Annotated in this window: 19 protein-coding genes and 1 tRNA gene; 13 read left to right on the top strand and 7 right to left on the bottom strand. The window is 43.5% G+C overall.

Annotated elements, in window-relative coordinates; translation table 11 throughout:
• Window positions 1-124: 124 nt before the first annotated feature.
• Window positions 125-670, top strand: coding sequence for a hypothetical protein (locus A3K91_RS04880; protein WP_062844253.1), 546 nt, complete (start codon window positions 125-127; stop codon window positions 668-670).
• 32 nt (window positions 671-702) lie between these two features.
• Window positions 703-855, top strand: coding sequence for a hypothetical protein (locus tag A3K91_RS14065; RefSeq protein WP_157769648.1), 153 nt, complete (start codon window positions 703-705; stop codon window positions 853-855).
• 974 nt (window positions 856-1,829) lie between these two features.
• On the opposite strand, the gene A3K91_RS04885 is transcribed toward A3K91_RS14065, so the two are convergent.
• Both A3K91_RS04885 and A3K91_RS04890 read right to left on the bottom strand, forming a co-directional pair.
• Window positions 1,830-1,916: transfer RNA gene (locus A3K91_RS04885), tRNA-Leu, on the bottom strand.
• 147 nt (window positions 1,917-2,063) lie between these two features.
• Window positions 2,064-2,837, bottom strand: a complete 774-nt coding sequence (locus tag A3K91_RS04890) for a ferredoxin--NADP reductase (RefSeq protein WP_062844254.1) — start codon at window positions 2,835-2,837, stop codon at window positions 2,064-2,066.
• Between the two features lie 445 nt (window positions 2,838-3,282).
• Here A3K91_RS04890 and tsaA point away from each other — a divergent pair, with 445 nt between their 5' ends.
• The 8 genes from tsaA (at window position 3,283) to gspK (ending at window position 11,389) form a co-directional block, all read left to right on the top strand.
• Window positions 3,283-4,137, top strand: a complete 855-nt coding sequence (tsaA, locus tag A3K91_RS04895; RefSeq protein WP_062844255.1) for a tRNA (N6-threonylcarbamoyladenosine(37)-N6)-methyltransferase TrmO — start codon at window positions 3,283-3,285, stop codon at window positions 4,135-4,137.
• Window positions 4,138-4,274: 137 nt separating this feature from the next.
• Entirely contained in the window at window positions 4,275-6,062 is a 1,788-nt protein-coding gene (gene tfpB, locus A3K91_RS04900; RefSeq protein ID WP_062844256.1) for a type IV pilus assembly ATPase TfpB, read from the top strand.
• A 161-nt stretch (window positions 6,063-6,223) separates the two neighbouring features.
• Complete coding sequence (locus tag A3K91_RS04905; protein ID WP_062844257.1) at window positions 6,224-7,012, top strand: TatD family hydrolase; 789 nt, start codon at window positions 6,224-6,226, stop codon at window positions 7,010-7,012.
• Window positions 7,013-7,245: 233 nt separating this feature from the next.
• Window positions 7,246-7,929 carry a TetR/AcrR family transcriptional regulator gene (locus tag A3K91_RS04910; protein ID WP_062844258.1) on the top strand — a complete coding sequence of 228 codons (684 nt, stop codon included), beginning with the start codon at window positions 7,246-7,248 and terminating at the stop codon, window positions 7,927-7,929.
• A gap of 158 nt (window positions 7,930-8,087) precedes the next feature.
• The gene (locus A3K91_RS04915; protein ID WP_084387265.1) at window positions 8,088-8,915 is read left to right on the top strand and encodes a prepilin-type N-terminal cleavage/methylation domain-containing protein; all 828 of its coding nucleotides are present in this window, start codon (window positions 8,088-8,090) and stop codon (window positions 8,913-8,915) included.
• A 3-nt stretch (window positions 8,916-8,918) separates the two neighbouring features.
• The gene (gene gspI, locus A3K91_RS04920) at window positions 8,919-9,422 is read left to right on the top strand and encodes a type II secretion system minor pseudopilin GspI (RefSeq protein ID WP_062844259.1); all 504 of its coding nucleotides are present in this window, start codon (window positions 8,919-8,921) and stop codon (window positions 9,420-9,422) included.
• Window positions 9,419-10,252: a type II secretion system minor pseudopilin GspJ gene (gene gspJ, locus A3K91_RS04925; protein ID WP_062844260.1), complete on the top strand. Its 834-nt coding sequence runs from the start codon at window positions 9,419-9,421 to the stop codon at window positions 10,250-10,252. The genes gspI and gspJ overlap by 4 nt, the downstream gene beginning before the upstream one ends.
• Before the next feature lie 69 nt (window positions 10,253-10,321).
• Entirely contained in the window at window positions 10,322-11,389 is a 1,068-nt protein-coding gene (gene gspK, locus A3K91_RS04930) for a type II secretion system minor pseudopilin GspK (protein ID WP_228139913.1), read from the top strand.
• A gap of 21 nt (window positions 11,390-11,410) precedes the next feature.
• On the opposite strand, the gene A3K91_RS04935 is transcribed toward gspK, so the two are convergent.
• From A3K91_RS04935 to ychF, 4 genes are all read right to left on the bottom strand, one after another.
• Complete coding sequence (locus A3K91_RS04935) at window positions 11,411-12,091, bottom strand: TetR family transcriptional regulator (RefSeq protein WP_062844261.1); 681 nt, start codon at window positions 12,089-12,091, stop codon at window positions 11,411-11,413.
• Window positions 12,092-12,191: 100 nt separating this feature from the next.
• Entirely contained in the window at window positions 12,192-13,610 is a 1,419-nt protein-coding gene (locus A3K91_RS04940; RefSeq protein WP_062844262.1) for a deoxyguanosinetriphosphate triphosphohydrolase, read from the bottom strand.
• Window positions 13,611-13,765: 155 nt separating this feature from the next.
• Window positions 13,766-14,302 carry a hypothetical protein gene (locus A3K91_RS04945; RefSeq protein ID WP_062844263.1) on the bottom strand — a complete coding sequence of 179 codons (537 nt, stop codon included), beginning with the start codon at window positions 14,300-14,302 and terminating at the stop codon, window positions 13,766-13,768.
• A 135-nt stretch (window positions 14,303-14,437) separates the two neighbouring features.
• Complete coding sequence (gene ychF / locus A3K91_RS04950; RefSeq protein ID WP_062844264.1) at window positions 14,438-15,529, bottom strand: redox-regulated ATPase YchF; 1,092 nt, start codon at window positions 15,527-15,529, stop codon at window positions 14,438-14,440.
• Between the two features lie 268 nt (window positions 15,530-15,797).
• Here ychF and A3K91_RS04955 point away from each other — a divergent pair, with 268 nt between their 5' ends.
• From A3K91_RS04955 to A3K91_RS04965, 3 genes are all read left to right on the top strand, one after another.
• Entirely contained in the window at window positions 15,798-17,963 is a 2,166-nt protein-coding gene (locus A3K91_RS04955) for an ATP-dependent helicase (protein WP_062844265.1), read from the top strand.
• A gap of 205 nt (window positions 17,964-18,168) precedes the next feature.
• Entirely contained in the window at window positions 18,169-19,416 is a 1,248-nt protein-coding gene (locus A3K91_RS04960; protein WP_062844266.1) for an NAD(P)/FAD-dependent oxidoreductase, read from the top strand.
• A 59-nt stretch (window positions 19,417-19,475) separates the two neighbouring features.
• Window positions 19,476-19,814 carry a RidA family protein gene (locus A3K91_RS04965; RefSeq protein ID WP_062845869.1) on the top strand — a complete coding sequence of 113 codons (339 nt, stop codon included), beginning with the start codon at window positions 19,476-19,478 and terminating at the stop codon, window positions 19,812-19,814.
• Window positions 19,815-19,894: 80 nt separating this feature from the next.
• Here A3K91_RS04965 and A3K91_RS04970 read toward each other — a convergent pair whose 3' ends face one another.
• Window positions 19,895-21,031 (bottom strand): glycerate kinase, encoded by a 1,137-nt coding sequence (locus A3K91_RS04970; protein ID WP_062844267.1) that lies wholly within the window; start codon window positions 21,029-21,031, stop codon window positions 19,895-19,897.
• Between the last annotated feature and the right edge of the window lie 14 nt (window positions 21,032-21,045).

Genomic DNA, 21,045 nt, shown 5'->3' on the forward strand with positions numbered 1-21,045 from the left:
TTATCTTAACCTTAAAATCACGTTAAGACAAAGTAATCAGAGGTAGGCGTGCATCGTTTGCCTTTTTTGTACTGGCACGTATCAGCACTGGTATCATCAAACACACTAAATGGAGGTTTTATTCATGAAACGACACTCAGTAATAAGTCAGATAGGCGTTAGCATTGTTTTCTCTATGGCTGCAACATTTTCAAATGCCGCCCTTGAATGTAAAGACGTTAAGTATGGCAATGATGACTATCACGACAATATGGCAGCCCTAGCGATAGAAGCAAGACTGATAGACGGCTTAGACGGTTACTTTAATCGCTATCATGAATCGGTAGTGTCGGAGTTATGCGGTTATAGTGAGGATGATGGCTTTACTGAAAAAATGATAGATACAGGGTATGTCAGACGCTCGGAGGTAGAGGGTATTAAAGAGGTACTGGGACTTAATAACCGCTCAACTGCTGGAAGAGATTTTGAATACGCCCACATCAAACTTTCGGATGAAACAAGCTTATCAGGTGTTGGTGCTAGCAATGCAGCACATCTTTATGCGTATGAACCTAATTCCAAATGTGCAAAACTGGTTAAACGTGTGTTAGCAGGTGACCAAAGAGCTATATCAGAGCTAGAACTATTAGATCTGCAAAGTGAGTCTAATTACTGTGGCTATAGCGAATAATAAAGTTAGTGAGTATGTAAAGGGCAGGCGTTATGCGTCTGCCCTTTTTTGTGCTGGCACGTATCAGCGCTGGCAAAGGTGAAAAAGTTATTAAATATGGAACCAAGCAGCCAAAAAGCGGTGAAAGCGGAACCAATAATAGCGAAATATCTTTTGGTTCCAAAGTGGCAAAGCTATATCTGTAATGGGTCATAGCGGAACCAAAGTAAAATCATGGAACCAGTAAAGTAGGAATTAACGCAACCAATCAAACAAAGCGATAGCAGTCATAAATGGTGGAATCAGGAATCAAAAAACGCGGAATATTTATTGATTCCAAAGTCGCAAACATATGCTAGTAAAGTGCTATAACGGAATCAAGATGGAGTGATGAAATCAGGAATCAAGCTAATGGGGCGTTTACTGATTCCTTAAACAATGCACAACCTCACACTCAAAACAGACTGGCACCGCCACAAAATTAGCCATGGAGTGAGCAGCAAAGCACTTGCAATCAGCGCCGCATACAAGTTCAGTAAATGATCTTATCCACCCTCAACGTGACTACAGGCGCAAATAGCCAACGCTTAGTAATTGACTGCTAAACGCTTAACTTTAAGTGTGAATAGTTGAGCCATGCGAATTGGTGCGAGCATATGCACATAAACGCAGCTAATCACAGTCAGAAATGTGGGCTTTTTTGCGCGCGAAAACGGGTGTTTTTACGCGCAAAAGTGCACATATTGTGTGTATTGTGCAGGTTAGAGTTGTATAGGTGTTCATATTCCGCTCGTTCTCGCGCGCCCTTTGAGCCCTATTGAGCGCAAAAAAATAAACCGCAACGTAGGTATTACGGGACTTTACAGGAAAAACGCGCAAAAAAACGCGCGACAAACGCTTAATTTTAGCGATATAGTGAGCGAAGTTAAATATATCGAGCGAAGTTAGACGTGACCTTAAACATGAGCACAATGCAAATTTGGTGAATGGCAGACACAAAAAAGCCTCCGGATATGGAGGCTGGATTGTCGCTATGTTGATGATAGGTTTTGGTGATTGATAAATTATATCATTAGGCAATAAGCAGTCTTACCAAATTGCAAAGTGTACACTAAGATGTACACGCTAATCATTATTTAATCATTAAACCATTTATTATCAGCTACTTAGCTTTTGAAAATGGTACCAGTGGTCGGACTCGAACCGACACGCTTTTAAAGGCAACGGATTTTGAATCCGTCATGTCTACCAATTCCATCACACTGGCATGTAAGGAGATAACATCTAATGTAGAATAGAGATTATCAAATTGGGCTACAGGGTTAACTCTGTATAGGCTGCGTATTATAGCAGCCTATTTTTAGCCGTCAAGAATTATTTTAAATTATTTTTGATTAACTCGAAAAAATACCTATTATCCAACAAACGCACGTTCAACAGCATAGTCTGCTTGTACACCCATACGTGGTGATACGGTCAAACCAAAATCATCCAAAATGGTTGAAACATCTGCGTTAAATGGCATGCTGCCGCATATCAAAACACGGTCATCTTCTTTATTGATTGGTGGCAATCCAATATCTTCAAAAAGCTTGCCTGATTTCATCAAATCCGTCACACGACCTTGATTTCTAAATTCTTCACGAGTAACGGTAGGATAGTAGATGAATTTTTCGCGATACCATTCGCCAAAGATTTCGTCATTAGGAAGCTCGTTCTCGAACATGTCGCGATAAGCCAAGTCTTCTGCGTTACGTACCCCATGTACCAAAATTATTTTTTCAAAACGCTCATAGACTTCAGGATCACGCGCCAATGCTAAAAACGGTGCCATGCCCGTTCCTGTTGAGAGCATGTATAAATGTTTGCCCGGTAACAAATCATCTAATACAAGCGTACCGGTGGGTTTTTTACTGACCAATAACTCATCGCCAACCTTGATATGCTGTAAGCGTGAGGTCAGAGGGCCGTCTGGAACCTTAATAGAAAAGAATTCCAAATGATCTTCGTAGTTAGGGCTGGCAATTGAGTAAGCGCGTAATAGCGGTCTGCCATCGACAACGATTCCAATCATCGCAAACTCGCCATTACGAAAACGTAAGCCGTCGTCACGAGTGGTTTTGATACTAAATAGAGAGTCATTCCAATGATGAACCTCAGTGACCGTTTCGGTGCGAAGTTTTGACATAAAGTCCTCGTCAATAAGTTGCTATCTGTGTCGTTAAATTAAATGAGTATTAAATATATTTTTTTCAATGTTACATTAAAAATGATAAATGATATTAAAATGATAAAAAGGTATCGAGCATTGATGACGGTATAAATTGTTGTTTTTAAAACATCAATTTTGCAAGCGTTCACTAATATCACATATTCATTGACCAAAATCTGAGCGCTATTCTAACATTTTATGTGATGTTGTCAGTATGTAGAGGTGGCTTGAAGGTCTATAGAAAGGTAAGCAATTAAACGGCTGTCATCGAAGCGCTCGCTCATAATACCAAACTTTAAAATAAAAATCCGTCCAGTAGCAGCGATGCAGCATGATAAAATGGAATATCGTTAGCGAGTAATTTTGTAAGATTGGGCAGTTTTGCTTGATAAAAGAGCACTGTTATTTACGGAGTAGGTTTATGTTTGGTGAAAATGCGTCTCAAAGTGATGGTTATCACGCGCCAATTATTGGCTATCATCGTGCGCCGCTGACGCAAAAATTTGGTGCGCCAAGACAGCCAAACTTGGTAGCACTGACCAGTATTATTGAGATGTTAGCGCCTTATGATGATCCGGCTGCTTTTATTGGTATGGAGGCGTTTAGTCATATTTGGATCAGTTGGCATTTTCATCACAACTATATTAATAAAAACAATAGTCGTGATAAAACAGACACCCGTTTTCGCCCGCAAGTACGTCCTCCTAGGCTCGGTGGTAATCAAAAAATAGGTATATTCGCCAGTCGTAGTATGTATCGACCTTCTGCCTTAGGCTTGTCTGTGGTGAAGCTTGAACGTATTGAGATCGTAGAAGGACGCGTATTACTGGTTATTAGCGGAGCCGATATGATCGATGCCACGCCAATCATCGATGTCAAACCTTATGTCGCTTACAGTGATGCCATTGTGCAGGCAGAAAGTGGCTTTGCCCCATCAGCCCCCATATTGTCGGAAGTAACGATGACTGAATCTGCTCACGAGCAGTTCATGGGTTTGGTGAATATCGAGCAGAACAAACAATGTACCGATAACGCCACTGGGGCAGAGCTTGATACAGTGGCTGCGCATATTCATCAAATACAGCAGCAATTGCTGGTCTCTGATATGGATGCGATTAAAGCGCTTATCGCTCAAGACCCACGTCCAGCCTACCGCCGTGATGATACAAAAACGGCGTTTGTGATGCGTTATAAATCTGTCGATGTGATGTTTCGGTTGATAGAATCAAAGCATTTACAAATAACTGATGTGGTAGAGGTGAGTGTGCAGCGCTAGAATCGCCTCGTCGTACTTATTTATTAGTCGCTTGTGAATGATAGAGTAGCGATTGATAAAGATTTAAACTGACATTTGTCTCTATTTACATTCATATCTTTACCGAAATTCGTTGCCAATAATACAAGAAGAAAAATATGTCTGTTCAAAATTATTCGATAGTGATTGATCTGCGTTGGTGTCTCGATGAGTTGTTGGCAGATAAAGTCATTGATCAGCGCGGTTACAACCTAGTTATTACCAGTCGTCGTGATAAAGCGCAGCATCCATTGATTACCATCAGTGAGTTTGGTTTACCAAATGGTCATGCCCTTGAACCAAACGCTGAGACCAAGTTGACCCTTGCGTGGCTGAATCAGTGGTTGGCTAGCAAAGCAGGTATGATACTGGTTCGTATTGATCCCTTAAAAGTGGATGTCCCTGCTGCGACTCAGTTGATGTCCTTTGAATATGCACGCTCGCAGCATATCTTACCGATTGAAGTGAAGAATGATGAAGTGGTCATTGGGACAGATCAGCCATTTTATACGGACTGGCAAGCAAATATTGAAAAGCTCGTTAAGTCTAGAAACTATCGCACGGTTTATATCAGTCCTGACCAGATTCATCGCTATCGACGAGAGTTCTATCAAGTAACCCAAGCGATTGCTGGGGCAAATAGTGTCCATAAACGGGCGGCAGCGGACGTCACCAATGTCGAGGCATTATTGCAACTGGGTGACAACACCAACCCCGATGCCAATGATCAGCATATCGTTAGAGTGGTTGATTGGCTATTGCAGTACGCTTTTGAGCAACGCGCCAGTGATATTCATCTAGAGCCGCGTCGTGAGACAGGTAAGGTGCGTTTTCGTATTGATGGTGTGCTACATACCGTTTATGAGATGCCGCTAGCAATTATAGTGGCAGTGACGGCACGTATTAAAATCTTAGGTCGACTTAATGTTGCTGAAAAGCGTAAACCGCAAGATGGTCGCCTTAAAACCCGTACACCAAAAGGGTTGGAGACTGAGCTACGTTTATCGACCATGCCAACAGCTTTCGGTGAAAAACTGGTCATGCGAGTGTTTGATCCTGAAGTATTGGTACGCTCATTTGCTCAGCTTGGCTTATCTGGCAAGCAGCTTGAGACATGGCATGAGTTGACTGCCAATCCTAACGGTATTATCTTGGTTACAGGTCCGACAGGCTCAGGAAAAACAACCACTTTATACAGTACGCTCAAGCAGCTAGCCACTGAGCAAGTCAACGTCTGTACGATTGAAGACCCGATTGAGATGATTGAACCAGCCTTTAACCAAATGCAGGTCAATCCTGGCGTCGAGCTGCATTTTGCAGATGGTATTCGCTCATTAATGCGTCAAGACCCTGATATCATTATGGTGGGTGAGATTCGTGATGCCGAAACGGCAAATATGGCAGTACAAGCCTCTCTGACTGGGCATTTGGTACTATCGACATTACATACCAATGATGCGCCAAGCTCGATTACTCGTCTACACGATTTGGGCATCCAGCCGTTTTTAACGTCAGCGACTATTTTAGGAGTGATGGCTCAGCGTTTATTACGGACGCTGTGTCCACACTGTAAGCAAGCAGTAGACGTGGCGCCTGATAGCGAGATTGCCATTCAGTGGCAAGAGTTAGTTCAGCCTTGGCGTGCGTCATTACCTGCTCAAATCTATACGGCACAAGGTTGCGAGCACTGTCGTCACACCGGTTATCAGGGTCGTGTGGGTCTGTACGAAATCATGCCCTTATCCAATGAGTTAAAAAAACTGGTCGCGGCTGATGCCAATTTGGACGTGCTCAAACAGCAAGCCTACCGAGAAGGGGTACAACCACTGCGTTTGTCTGGCGCAAAACGTATTAGCGAAGGAGTGACCACCATAGAAGAGGTGATGCGCGTCGTACCATTGCACTGATTTCAAGTCGTTATGATTTTAAGTAGTTATAAATAGGCTTGATAAATAAGGTACTTTTAATTTACTTGAAAACAGCTGTCTTTAGGGCAATACATACCCATAACATTTTTAATTTTTAACTCAATTTTGCTATTTATCCATTTTTATTAACGAGAGAGTATATGTTTACTGATACCCATTGCCATCTGAATCGTTTAGATTTAACCAAATACGATGGTCAATTGTCTGGCGCAATAGATGCGATGAAAGCCGCTAATGTCACTCGTGCGATGGCGATCATGTGTGATTTTAATGAATATGAAGATATTGCCAAGATTGTTAGCACCTATAATAATGAGACGCTCAATCTGGGTATGAGTGTGGGTATCCATCCTTGTGAAGATATTCAGGTCTTGCAATCAGCGACCGTCGAGCGACTGATAGAGACGGCCAGCAACGATTACGTATGGGCCATAGGAGAGACAGGGCTCGATTATTACTGGTCGACTGAAAACAAAAAAGAGCAACAAGCCAGCCTTGCTCGTCATATTCATGCCAGCCAACATTTAAAGAAACCACTCGTGATACATATGCGTGATGCCAAAAAAAACACCATCGATATCCTAAAAAGTGAGGGCGCTGAACATGGCATTATTCACTGCTTTACTGAAGATTGGGCAACTGCAAAACAGGCATTGGATTTGGGGTTTTATATCTCATTTTCAGGTATTGTAAGCTTTAAGAGTGCTCAAATGATTCAAGACGCGGCACGAAAAATGCCTAAAGACAGAATACTTATCGAAACGGACAGCCCTTATCTAGCGCCCGTACCCAAACGTGGTAGACCGAATGAACCCGCTTATGTACCCTATGTGGCAGCTTATATCGCAGATATGTATGGCTGTAGTGCCGAAGAGGTAGGCAAACTAACTGCAAAAAACTTTGAAAATTTACTGGCACAGTATCATTAAAATCGTTATGCTATGACCAATCAGTCATTTATCAGCTAGCCTTGAAACTTCAAGTGCTAAGCCATTCAAATGACAAGTATAACCTTATGGTCGTTAGTCACTATTTCGCAAATATAAGCATATCCTCTGTTGTCGTTTTTGAGCCGTCTTTGTATAGATTTATACTTGCATTGCCCATACTCTAATCCAAACAACGGTCGTATGTCCAATCTTGTCAGGTTTTAGGAGATATTATGAGTCGTCAGCACCAATTCAAAGCACGAGAAGAGAATATCTTAGCGATGGCAGAGCAACTGCTACTTGAGTCGGGCGATGGTGATATCACTTTAGACAGTTTGGCAGACCAGCTTGATTTGGCTAAAGGCACACTATATAAGCATTTTTCCAGTAAAGATGAGCTTTATTTGCGTATTATTATTCGTTATGAGGAGCAGCTGTTTGCGATTAACCGTATTGACGACTGTCCATCGGCAGGCGTGGCACGAATGATTTTTCAGCAGCTATTTAATCCACAAAAAGCGATGTTACTCAATCAAATTGAAGAACGCTTGGCGGCATCGGTGACGGGTCTCAATCGCTTGTTTGGCGAGTTATATGATATTCGCCGTCAACGTATGAAGCGTTTAATTGACATCATTAGTGCTTATCTAAAAGACGAGCACAGTAGCCTAAGTACTCGTGATTATTTATCTTCTATTTGGGCAATGGGGCAAGGTGGAGCAGGGTTGTTGAACTCGAGCTTCTATCAGCGTTATTTGGGTCGCCGTGATACCCTACGTTATGCTTTTGTGCAGCAAATGCTTGAACTGCCGAGCCACTATCCTGCTCATGAGGATGAAGTGATGGATGAGGACATGCAAGAGCTGGTAGAGCAAATCGATACTGAGTCAGAAGAGCACCGCAACACCAGTTACTAATATCTTTTTTAACGCGTTAATCATATAAATGAGCGCGTGCAAGAATCTGTGTCGTCGTACAGGCTATGGCGACACATGCTATTCTGTTCTTTTAGCGTACTGCTACTCATACCATTGTATACACAACAACCTGCTTATTATGGGCTTATAGGTGCAATATGACGGTCACTGCCAAGATCCAGTCCAGCTCAGCGACCAGTGACTATACTGCCTTAATCCATAAAAGTCTGTCATATGATACAACAGTTATCAATCCGTTAGATTGTCCTTATTCTGATAAACACTCTTTGCAAAAAAATCCTTACGCGCCTGCTTCTCGTCTGCTTTACTTGCCACGTTCACAATCAGGGTTTACTTTGGTTGAGATTGTCGTTGTCGTGGTTATTTTATCCATCTTTGCTGGCATGATGAGCTTATCCGTTGGTAGTAGTGAATCTCGCAAAAACCGCGCATTTTATGAACATCTTACCGATTCATTAAGTTATGTTCGACTGTTATCGGCGGAGCGTATGCAACCAATGGGTCTAAGCTTGCAAGCTGATAAGCAAGGTCAGGTAGCGCCTGTGATTGTCACTTTATCAAACGCTTATATTGCTTATCAAACACCTGAAATCACCTCCAATAGTATGGACAGTCGTCCTAAAAACGCGATGGAATTATCGTCAGACCTGACAGGTATGTCCGGTATGATTGGTGAACAACAGCCTACGCCGAGCTGGGAAGTTGAGCCAGAGGTCAGCTTGCCTGAGTTGCCTACTGGCGTCATTCTGCGGATACAGAGTTTGGATTCTAGTAACGTATCAAATGCTAATCAAAATCAGACACTACAACCTTGGTTTGCCAGTCAAGCCGTACCACAGATATTATGGTTTGGTACTGGGCAAGCGACACCAGTGACTATTGAAGTGATTCATGATTCGCGTTTGGTGGGGGAGGTGATTACGATTATGCCTGATGGTAGTATGATGATCGGGCAGGAGTTATAATTGATGGCTCCTTTATCCAAATCATCTCCTGCTGTTATCAAGAAAGCATCTTCTAAATCCAAACACGAGCGTGGCTTTACTCTGATCGAAGTCATGGTTGCCTTAGCCATTTTGGCAGTGGTTGCTGTTGCTGCGAGCCGTGCAAGTAGTGCATATCTCAGCTCTGTCGATACATTGCGTACTCGCACGCTGGCCCACTTCGTCGCACAAAATGCTGCGGCCGATTTACATATTCAAAAGACATGGCTAACTGCAAATCGTACACAGACAATCAATGCTCAAGGTCGTGATTGGCAAGTGGTGATGACAGTCAGTAATGCCATCACGCCTGCATTGAAAAAAGTAAATATTGCTGTTGCCCCTATGGTGGAAGGACAGACGCGTAACGTCGTGACAGATATTGATGTGATCTTAAGCAATCCTGAGCAAGACATGGGCAGTTTGGATCTGGGTAATATGGGTAGTCAGAGCGCAGGTACGTCAGGACAAATAGGGGACAGCCTATGAAGCATCAGCATGGATTCACTCTGCTTGAGCTCATGGTTGCTATGGCTATATTTGCCATGCTAGCGGTAGCAGGATGGCAAGTGTTTGATAGTGTCAATCGCGCTCGTGAGCGGGCACAATTTCATGCCGATAATTTGGCTGTGTTGCAATATGCCTATTTGCAGTTGCAGCAAGACATGAGTCAGATCATCCCTTACCAAGCAGTTGATACTCAATCAGATAATATTGCAAATAACAGTCTCAATGCGGATAGCCAAGCCAACGAGAAAGCGCCAGAGCCTTTTATGAGTTTGGATGGTGAGCATGTCAGCTTTGTACGCTATGCCGATCCTGATCCGCGTTATCAAAGCAGTGCCAGCATCCAGCATGTCGAATACGTTTTTGTAGATGAGCGCTTGATTCGCCGTCAATACACCAGCCTAGGCGGTGAACGTGACAGTATCAGCTTAGATAGTGTGTTGCTTGAAGGCGTGACTGATGGACGTTGGCAAGCTTATTTACCGGAGTTAAGTACCAAATTCCCTAACGAAAACAATAGTAATAGTAGTGTGAATAGTAGCGCTACGCAGATAAATACTGATGGCAGCGCGAAGTCTGAATTGCCTTTACTACCAAAAGGCACGGCTGTTAGTTTCACTTATCAAGATATGCCAATCACTTGGCAATGGGCGCTTGCCCCTCAGCCGATACCACGTAGTTATAAAAGTGCCAGTAACAATCAAAACCCTTCTAATGACCAAAACCTTCCTGACGACCAAAATAATAACAGCGACCGTACTGGCAACGACGCTCAAAGTGGCTCCAACGATGGCGTAGAGAACAGTGATTGAGAAGATAATATCAATTGAGAAGGTAACGTTAAAAATGTACCACAGGATCAATAACCAAGGCGACCACTTATGTCAATGACAGCGCATTCTCAGCGCGGCGTAGCGCTCTTGACTATCTTACTATTGGTCGTCAGTATCACTGTGGTCGCAGGTGCCATGCTTGCCAGTCAAAAAATTGCTATTAGGCGCAGTGGTTTGTTGTTTGATCAAAATCAATTACTACAAGACATTAGTGCTGGTCAGCAATTAGCGCTTACCATGATTCGTGCTGATAATAAGCTGAATGATACGGACAGCGCACAGGACATTTGGGCACAGCCGATACCGCCATACGCCTTGGGTGGTCATAGTATTGGTATCGAAGTGCGTGATGAGGCCAGCCGCTTTAATATTAATAATTTGTATCAAAATGGCGCGGTTGATACAGCTGCTGTCGCCATGTTTCAAAGACTGTTGACTCAATTAAATCTAGAGCCTGATATTGCTATTGCGGTACTTGATTATCAAGACAGCGACAGTGAGGTATATAAAGATGGCGGTGCTGAGGATGCGGTGTATACGCAGCAATCGAATACGACCTTACCAAATCAGTCTTTTGTAAGTATCGATCAGTTGCAAGAGGTACGAGGCGTCACCGCTGAGGCATTAAAGACACTGCGTCCGTATATTACGGCGGTACCTTACTTTGTACCAGTGAATGTGAATACAGCCAACCCTGTGTTGCTAGCTGCCTTAATGGACGGTGGCACAAGTGAGCAGATGCAAGGGCTGGTCGATATGAGATCGAAGCAGGCAATCGCAACCATCGATGATCTGTGGCAATTACCCGTGTTGAGCAGTTTGGATGACGCGCAGCGTAAAGATCTTTCGACCTTATTAGCAGTAGACAGTCAGGCATTTTTGGCGCTGATTACGGCCACCGATAGTGGCAGTATCGGTCAAACCAGACAACGCTTCGCAACCGTACTGATTAGCAAAACGCCAACTGACGTCAGCGCTGCAGAAAGTAGTAATGGCAATGCTAATAATGGCGGTGCCGATAGCGCTAATAATAATAGTGGTACTGATAACAAGGAAAAAGCCAAGACCATTGAGATAGTGGCGCAGCGCCTTTGGGCTTTTAGACCCAGTTTTTGATAGGTATCAAAAAGCCAATGATTAATCTTTCAAACGAGTCTCTTCACTCGACTTCCAGTTATAAGCACCATAAAACAGCATCTGCGCTTGGCGAGTACAGTTATGTAGCATGAGATGCTTATTCTCTTCAATCTCATTCAAATCGACCTCATCGTCATGATCTTCTGTATAGGTCAGCTCTAGCCAGTCGATGATCCAAGAAAAGAACATATTGACACCCGCTTCAGCCAATAAGCGACGGTCATACCCATTGATGTGAGTAAAGGCTGGCTGCAGCGCCAAATCTTCCGCTAAACTGTGTGCGTGTTTTTTAACCAGCTCATTGATGGCTTTGCGCACGGCTTCTGAGCCGCCATAACGCTCACTGACTAAAAATTGCCAGTAATAAGGCTGATCGCTGACCATATACAAAAACAGCTGAATACTTTTTGCAATTTGGCGATCAAAGCTGCGTTTGCGGCCTATTTGTAAGCTGTCGCTCAATATGGCCAACGTACCGCCCAGCTCTTCTACCACAAGCGCACGACCTAGCGACTCCATATCATCAAAATGTCGATAAAATGCAGTTGGCACAACCCCTACCTCACGGGTTACCTGCCTGAGGCTAATAGAGCTAAAAGACTGTCCTGTCATACACAGATCGAGCACTGCATTAAAAAAGGCGTGCCGAGTCTGAAGTTTCTTTTGTTCGCGACTGCTCATAATGGTTCAAAATTATCCGATAGGGGTTTATCATACTCATTTCAGCGCACAAATACGACTGAAATACGCAAATTGTTTTAATCCGTTCAACTGGTACGCACTACACCATGGTTCCCCAATGCCCTTGTAGCTCTTGCGCCAAACGATACGCTTCATGATCATTCATACCTGTAACAAAATCCAATATATTTAAGATATTATGATAATGATTGTCTGTAAGTTCGCGGTGATGCTCATCAAGATGGGGTTGGAGTAATCTAAGTAGGCGCTGTTGTTCAAAGGACATAGAGAATGATGTGGGTGCCGTTTGATTGCTTGTCCAAGAAAGTGGCATAAAGGCATCTAGTAGACGATGTAAGCATTTATTTGCCATTAACTCCATTCTGACTTTGCTTGGGTGATTAAATATCTGCTCACGTGCCAGTTGTTTGGCTTGATGGATGCCATTTTGCACGCTTGCTTCACAATGATCGAACAAACTACCGTGCAGCTTGCCAGCCAGCAAAGCGTCATTATTATCGACAAAAGCATCGGTCACGGTATTGACCAGACGCATCATGGCGCGCGCACGTAATGAAGCCAAACTTTGTCTGACCGACATATGGGCTGGTAGTTGAATATCGCTAGGGCGTTCGCCGATTAACTCATAAAAGATACTGGCCACATCGGTATAGGTGAGCATATTCAAATTGATGCCATCTTCTAAATCAATCAAGGCGTAACAAATATCATCAGCTGCTTCTAGCAAATACGCCAGCGGATGACGGGCAAAGCCATCGTGCTGCTCTGAGCGAGGTAAGTGTAACGTTGCAGCCAGTACTTCTAACTGTGCTGACTCGCTATTAAAACAGCCAAATTTTTGTACGTTACTGGCCATATTGGGGTTATTAACATCGTTGCTGTGAGTGGCAAGCCAAGGGTACTTCATAAAAGCACCTAGTGTGGCACAAGTCAGCCGCATGCCATCTTTATCAGGATGATGCTCGTTGCGCACCAATAGTCGAAACCCCTGTGCATTGCCTTCGTATGCCAATAGGTCCAGTTGCTCATTCATGCTTAGGTTTTGTAAAATAACTTGAGGATTGGGTTGTCGAAACCAATCACGAATGGCGTATTCTCCCGCATGACCAAAGGGCGGGTTACCGATGTCGTGAGCAAGACAGGCGGCTTGTACAATAACGCCAACGTCAGCAGGCGAGACGCCAGCAGGGAGACCACTGCTTAATTGGTCATGTAGTTTTTCTGCCGCCATCATACCTAAAGAGCGCCCGATACAAGAGACTTCAAGTGAATGGGTCAAGCGAGTATGAATGCCAAGCTGATTGGTCAATGGATGAACTTGGGTTTTTTGATTGAGCTGGCGAAAAGAGTGAGAAAAAACCAGTCTGTCGTAATCTTTATGAAAGTGGGAGCGGGTGGTTTCACCAGCTTTAGGCGTTTTGGTTGAACCAAGTCGTTGAGCGCTGAGTAAGTGTGACCATTGTGTGGTGGTAGATGAGAACGATAGGTGGTTAGACATTATTATTATAATCCCAGTGATGAACGGACAGTATTTGTTCTATTGCTTCTTAGCATAGCAAAATAGTCGCACGGGTTCATCTGTTGTCGCTGCCTGATTTTAACCAGACAACGACGCATTTTAAGGGTTTAGTTCTATATGTTTAAGAATACATCTTAGCTGTCTGCTTTTTGGCAATCAAACAACACGGCTTCAGCCTCTGTAGCGACACTGCCGTCCAACGTTTTATTTCTCAATACCGCTTTGGTGGCGTCAGCATTCAACTGCCATGTCATACCAGCATCATTCGCAATACCAATATCGGTCTCATACGCAGCACCAGTACTATTATTTTGAGGTAAGGTCATTGCGGTTAAATCGTACTCAACCCCATCGATCAATAAGTGGGCGCTGGTGGCAGGCTGTGCACTATCTTCAGGATCGTAGTGAGCTTCAATGGTTTGTTCAGGCTGGCAGTTATAGGTTGTCATGTCTGCATGATCATGTCCTGCATGATCGTGCTCGTCGTGGCTGTGTTCGTGGTCATGCTCTTCATGGTCGTGGTCTTCGTGCTCAGCATGGACGTCCTCTGTCGTTGCCGCTTCACTAGGAGCTTGCGAAGACTCGGTCTTTTGTTCACAGCCTGCGCCTGCCAATAGAAAAGCCACGCAAAGTAGAGCCGTTTTAGAGTGAGTAGGGGTAAGCGCTATCATGGAAAATGCCTTTACAAATATAAAAGTAGGTGGATGAAAGTTGCTATTTTGTTACGTTATAATATAACATATAAACCATAAAAAAAACCAACATAGATTGCTCTACATTGGTTTTTACGTTTAAGACAAGGTATATTACACGTTAAATCTAAAGTGCATCACATCACCATCTTGTACGATATAGGTTTTGCCTTCTAGGCGTGACTTACCAGCGGCAGCCGCACCTTTTTCACCGTTATATTCAATAAAGTCATCATAAGCAATGACTTCAGCACGAATGAATCCGCGCTCAAAGTCCGTATGAATTACGCCAGCGGCTTGCGGCGCTGTGGCACCTACGGCTACTGTCCACGCGCGTACTTCTTTGACACCAGCGGTAAAATAAGTCTGCATATCAAGCAGGTCATAGCCGCCACGAATTACTTGATCAAGGCCAGGCTCTTCCATGTCCATCTCAGCCAAGAAGTCTTTTTTGTCGTCTTCGTCGAGTTGGGCAATTTCAGATTCAATTTGATTACATAGAGCGATGACAATAGAGTCTTCACCCGTGGCATAGTTACGGACGGCATCTAGATATGGATTATTTTCAAAGCCATCTTCAGAGACGTTGGCGATGTACATGGTTGGCTTTAGCGTAATCAAGCCATAGCTTCTGATGAGTTTCTTCTCATCGCTATCAAGGTTTGCCGCGCGTGCTGCTTTACCTTCTGCTAATAATGGCTCAACTTTTTTAAATACATCAAGCAATGCTTGCGCGTCTTTATCACCACCTTTAGCTTTTTTAGTTTGGTTGTGGATTGCACGCTCAACGGCTTCCAAATCTGCCAATGCCAATTCGGTATTGATGGTTTCGATATCATCAATCGGGCTGACACGGCCATCAACGTGCACGACGTTGTCATCATCAAAACAGCGTACCACATGGGCAATCGCATCGGTCTCACGAATATTGGCTAGGAACTGGTTGCCCATGCCTTCGCCTTTAGACGCGCCCGCGACCAAACCTGCGATATCCACAAACTCCATCGTCGTTGGCAATACACGCTCAGGATTGACGATGTCAGCCAGTTTTTTTAGACGTGGGTCTGGTACAGGTACGATACCTGTGTTGGGATCTTTGGTACAAAATGGAAAGTTTTCAGCGGCGATACCCGCTTTGGTCAAGGCATTAAACAGGGTGGATTTACCCACGTTTGGTAGGCCGACGATGCCGCAATTAAAACCCATAACGTTCTCTCATTGTATTAATAAAATCAGTTGATGTACAACTTGCTCAAATAGTAAATCAAAATTGCGCATATTGTAGCAAATTTCACTCAATAGGGGTGAGGTTGTTATATTGGATAAATGGATTTTCATGACACAGCATCTGTCAGGTTAGCTACTCGCACTATTATGATAAGCTAGGACTTATTGCTTACGTTAAACGATTATTCAGTGGCGTTACTCTAACTATCGAGCGCGCTGCAAACCCCATCAAAGGCAAGACCGTATCATGAAACCCACGATTTTTGACACACATCATTATAACTATCCACAAAACTTCATTGAGATGAAACCCAAGCTTGCGCGTCTTAAAAAAGCGATTGAGAAGCTTGAAGCCAACTTGATGACCGCAGATACTGACTTGTTGCAGCAACGGCTTGCCGATGATTTAGGACTAGAGATTGACTATGCCAGTGAGCTAAACGCTAATCAGCTCTTGGCTGCCACGACCATTGAAGGGAAGGTTTTGGTTATCGCGGGTGCAGGCTCTGGCAAAACCAAAACACTCACTTATAGAACCAGTTATTTGATAGAAAATGGCGTGTCGCCCAAAGAGATTTTGCTACTAACCTTTACCCGTAAAGCCGCCAATGAAATCAAAGGTCGCGCCAAGACCTTGCTGGCAAGTAGCCTCACGGGTGATGGTGAGAATCAAAAAGACAGTCAAGCGCTCAATGCGATTACCAGCGGTACTTTTCACTCATTTTGTATCCTTCTGCTGCGCCAATATTCAGGACTGCTTGGTATCAATCCAAGGTTTACCATTTTGGATACAGGCGATAGCGAAGATGCAATCGACTTGATTAATAAAGAGAAAAAATACGCAACCAATATCACTAGCCAAGCTTTTCCGCGCAAAAAGACGTTGCAAAAAATATTTTCCACGTCTAGAAATCGGCGTATCCATATCCGTGAATTAATTGAAAGTGGCTATCCCGATATTGCTACCCATATTTCTGCTATAGAACAATTGGCGATTGACTTTCACGAATACAAACGCGCCAATCATTTATACGACTTCGATGACATTATCGGCCAAGTGGTACGTCATCTAAAAACCAATGACAAATTCCGTCAGCTGCTCCAAACGCATTATCGTTATGTTATGGTTGATGAATATCAAGACACCAATATTCCGCAAAAAGAGCTGATTGATCTTATTTGTACTCCTGAATCGGTTTCACTGATGGTGGTCGGTGATGATAACCAAAGCATCTACGCCTTTCGCGGTGCCAATTATGAGAATATTCTTTTATTTGGTGAGACGTATCCTGATGCCAAGCTTATTAAGCTTGAGCAGAATTATCGTAGTACGCCTGCTGTCTTAAATTATATTAATGCCTTATCAGATGAAATTACATTAGGCTATCAAAAACAGCTGTATTCAGGCTCTCAAGTAGAGGGAGTGAAGCCTGTTTTTTGCCGCTTGAGTAACGAAACCAAAGAAGCCAAATATATCGCTGATAAAATCATCGCGCTAAAGTCAGAATATGATTATCAAGATTTTGCGGTATTGTGCCGAACGTCTTTTCAGTCTAATTATATACAGCTGGAATTTATGGATCGTCATATTCCATTCATTGTTATCGGCGGTATTAAGTTCATTGAGAGGCGTCATATCAAAGATGTACTGGCATTTGTCAAAATCCTCTATAACCCCAACGATACCATATCCTGGCATCGTATCTTGACCTTGTTTAAAGGGGTTGGATCAGTCACTGCAACGCGTCTAACCCAAGCAATCACAGCGGATAACAATTCTTTTGAGCCATTACTGACCGCAAGATTTGCCAAAAAGAGCGATCAACTGATGCCATTATACAAGATGCTAAGCCAAGCCAATCAAGCGGACTCAGTTGAAAAAATTATTACGCTGATTCTTGAATTTTATATACCTGTCTTAAAAATCAATGAAGACAATTGGCGGGAGCGTAGTGAGGATTTTCGTGTCCTCACAAACTTAGCGAATGAGCATGACAGTCTTGATAGTTTTTTAGAAAATCTTGCACTCGATCCGCCTAATGACTCAGTTGCCACCGCAGGTAAGTTTGAACAAGGCGAAGAGGAAACCGATAAACTAACCATCTCTACTATTCATAGCGCTAAAGGACTCGAATGGCCTGTGGTATTCGTGAATGCATTGGTTGATGGTATCACGCCACACTATCGATCATTGAATGATTTTGCAGAGTTGGAGGAGGAGCGTAAACTGTTTTATGTTGCTTGTAGTCGTGCCAAGCATCGATTGTTTTTAACCGCACCAGATTATTTTTCGAGTTACTCAGGATACTTTGACAAAGCCTCACGGTTTATCGCTGAGCTGTCCATAGATAAGGTCAAGGTAGAAACGATGAAACAGCCAGTGATAGAAAGTGATGAGCCAGTGTGGTGGTGAGTATTGATTCAGCAATCTTATTCCGTTTAAAAATGGCTTTTTGTTAAATGTATAACCAAAGATATGTCGTCGTAAAAATATTTTTTAGATAAGGGTTTAATATTCAGCGCAATGCGTTATATTACCACCTTATAATTTAGACCCTCTATTTTTACACTCCTATATTTTGACACACTGTATTAATATCCTATGAGAAGGACAGATTATGCGCTATGAAGTGATCGTTATCGGTGCAGGTATGGTTGGTACCTCAATTGCGTGGCATTTGCAAAAAAACAATTCAAACGTATTGTTATTAGATAAGAAGCTACCAGGATCAGAGACGTCATATGGTAATGCTGGATTGATTCAGCGTGAAGCCATTCATACGCATCCTTTCCCCCGTCAGCTGACTGAGATGATTCGAGTATTGCCCAATCAAGGTACGGATATTCGCTATCGTATTCCAGCCATTTTGCGTTATCACCAAGCTCTGCTTCAGTACTGGAAATACTCGACGCCTGCATCAGTTAAAAAAATCGAATCTGAGTGGCAGACGCTGATTGAGCATTGCACCAGTGAGCATCAGACCATGATTAGTGCATCTGGTGCTGATGAGCTGATTACTCGTGATGGTTGGTTGCAACTACATCGTTCAGAAGAGACGTTTAAAGAAGCGCAAGCATCAGCCATTGATGCTCGTAACCAAGGCGTTGAGCATAATGTACTCAATCTCGAACAGCTAAAAGCCATGGAGCCGCGCGCCAACTTTGACGGTTTCGTTGGTGCTATTCATTGGTTGAATTCATGGCAAGTATCAAACCCAAGCTCGCTTGTAAAAGCCTATGCGAAAAACTTCCAAGAGATGCAGGGCACGATCAAAGAGACTGATGTTAAAGAAATCGTTCAAGATGCAGAGGGCTGGAAAATCATCACTGATAAAGATACTTATTATAGTGATAAATTGGTCATCGCTGCAGGCCCATGGTCTAATGATTTGATCAAACCACTTGGTTACAATCTGCCATTGTTCCCAATGCGTGGCTATCATCAGCATTTCAAAGTGACGGAAAAAAATACCATCCATCATAGTATGTTTGATATGGACAAAGGGTTTGTGATGGGTCCAATGCAGCAAGGTATCCGTATTACGACGGGTGCTGAGATGACCACCATGAATGCACCAAAGAACTTTGGTCAATTACAAACCGTATTGAAGCTTGCCAAAAAAATCTTGCCGCTAGAAGATGCGGTCGAGAGTGAAGCATGGGCAGGATCACGTCCTTGTATGCCGGATATGAAGCCAGTCATTGGTCCTGCTGATAAGCATGACAAGCTCTGGTTTGCATTTGGTCACAGTCATCAAGGCTTCACTTTAGGGCCGATGACAGGGCGTCTTGTTGAAGAGATGATTCATGAGAAGCCTTTACTGGTCGATCTTGCACCATTTAGTGCCCAGCGTTTTTCTAACTAAACGCGCGTTCAGCATATTTAGCACAGACTTAAATTTATAAATTGAAGGTATATGACATGATAAAAAAGCTACATAGTACTCCACGCATGAGCAGAATTGTCGTCCATAACAAGACCGTATACTTATGTGGTCAGGTCGGTAATGCAGAAGACGATATCAAAGCGCAAACATTGACTTGTTTGGAAAAAATCCAAACGTTATTAGAAGAAGTGGGTAGCGATAAGTCGAAGCTATTATCTGTCACGGTTTGGATCAAAGATATGGCAGACTTTGCCGCTATGAATGAAGTCTATGACAAATGGTTTGAAGGCATAGAGCCGCCAGCGCGTGCGTGTGGTGAGTCTGCATTGGCACGTCCTGAATTATTGGTTGAGATGATTGCCATCGCTGCTGAATAATAGCGGATTGTAGTACCTGTATTAAACAAAAAAGGACATGATATCGATATCATGTCCTTTTTTTAAATCATTAAAATCAGTTATTTCACACTTTGACCCAATCGCATGGCTGCGGCAATATTGACAGCGGTGGTTTCAATATTGTGGTAAGCCGCACTTAACACATTGTCAATGGAGTCTATCCTTTGAATACTAGGCATAACCACATCGAACTGAGTGGTTTGAGCAGGTTTTAGCCCATCAACACTACCGCAAATAGCGATAACTGGCGTATGAGTGGCTTTGGCAAGTTGGCTGATACCGCCCGCGACTTTACCCATGGCTGTTTGCTCATCAAGCTTACCTTCGCCTGTGATGACAAGATCAGCATCAGCGATATGCTGTGATAAGTTGGCAACTTCTGCTACCGTATCAAAACCTGATTTTAATTGAGCGCGGCAAAAGCTCATCAACGCATACCCAAGCCCACCAGCGGCACCAGCACCAGCAACTTCTTGACATCTCTCATAGCCATGTTCATTACATATAGTGGCAAAATGACCAAGCGCATTGTCTAAGTCGATGACTTGCTGAGGACAAGCGCCTTTTTGAGGGCCAAAAATAGCACTGGCACCAGATTCACCACATAAAGGATTGGTCACATCACAAGCCACTTCAAACACCGTGTTTAAGATGTCTGCATGAAAACGAGTATTATCCACTCGCTGTAAGTTGGCAAGCTCACCGCCACCTTGACCCAGTACATTGTCATTAGCGCCATGAAACGTCATACCGAGCGCGGTTAGCATACCAAGTCCTGCATCATTGGTCGCACTACCGCCCAAACCGATGATAATGCGTTTGGAACCTTCACCCAAAGCATCTGCAATCAGCTCACCAACACCATAACTACTGGCAATAACAGGATTTCGCTCCGCGACAGTTAGTAGATGTAATCCGCAAGCCTGAGCAATTTCAATCACTGCAGTTGCATCTGGTAATAGCAAGTATTTTGCGGTAATGGGTCTCATCAGAGGATCATGTACACGCACTTCTTTCCATCGTCCGCCCAATACGTATGACAACACCGCTGACGTGCCTTCACCGCCATCAGCCATAGGCAGCAACGTATAATCAGCGTCTGGAAACACCTGACTAAATCCAGACTGAATGGCATGGCAAACATCCAATGCCTCTAAGCTTTCTTTGAACGAGTCGGGGGCGATTAAAATTTTCATGAAAATCCTTTGAG

The sequence above is a fragment of the Psychrobacter alimentarius genome (genome assembly GCF_001606025.1).
GTDB lineage: Bacteria > Pseudomonadota > Gammaproteobacteria > Pseudomonadales > Moraxellaceae > Psychrobacter > Psychrobacter alimentarius.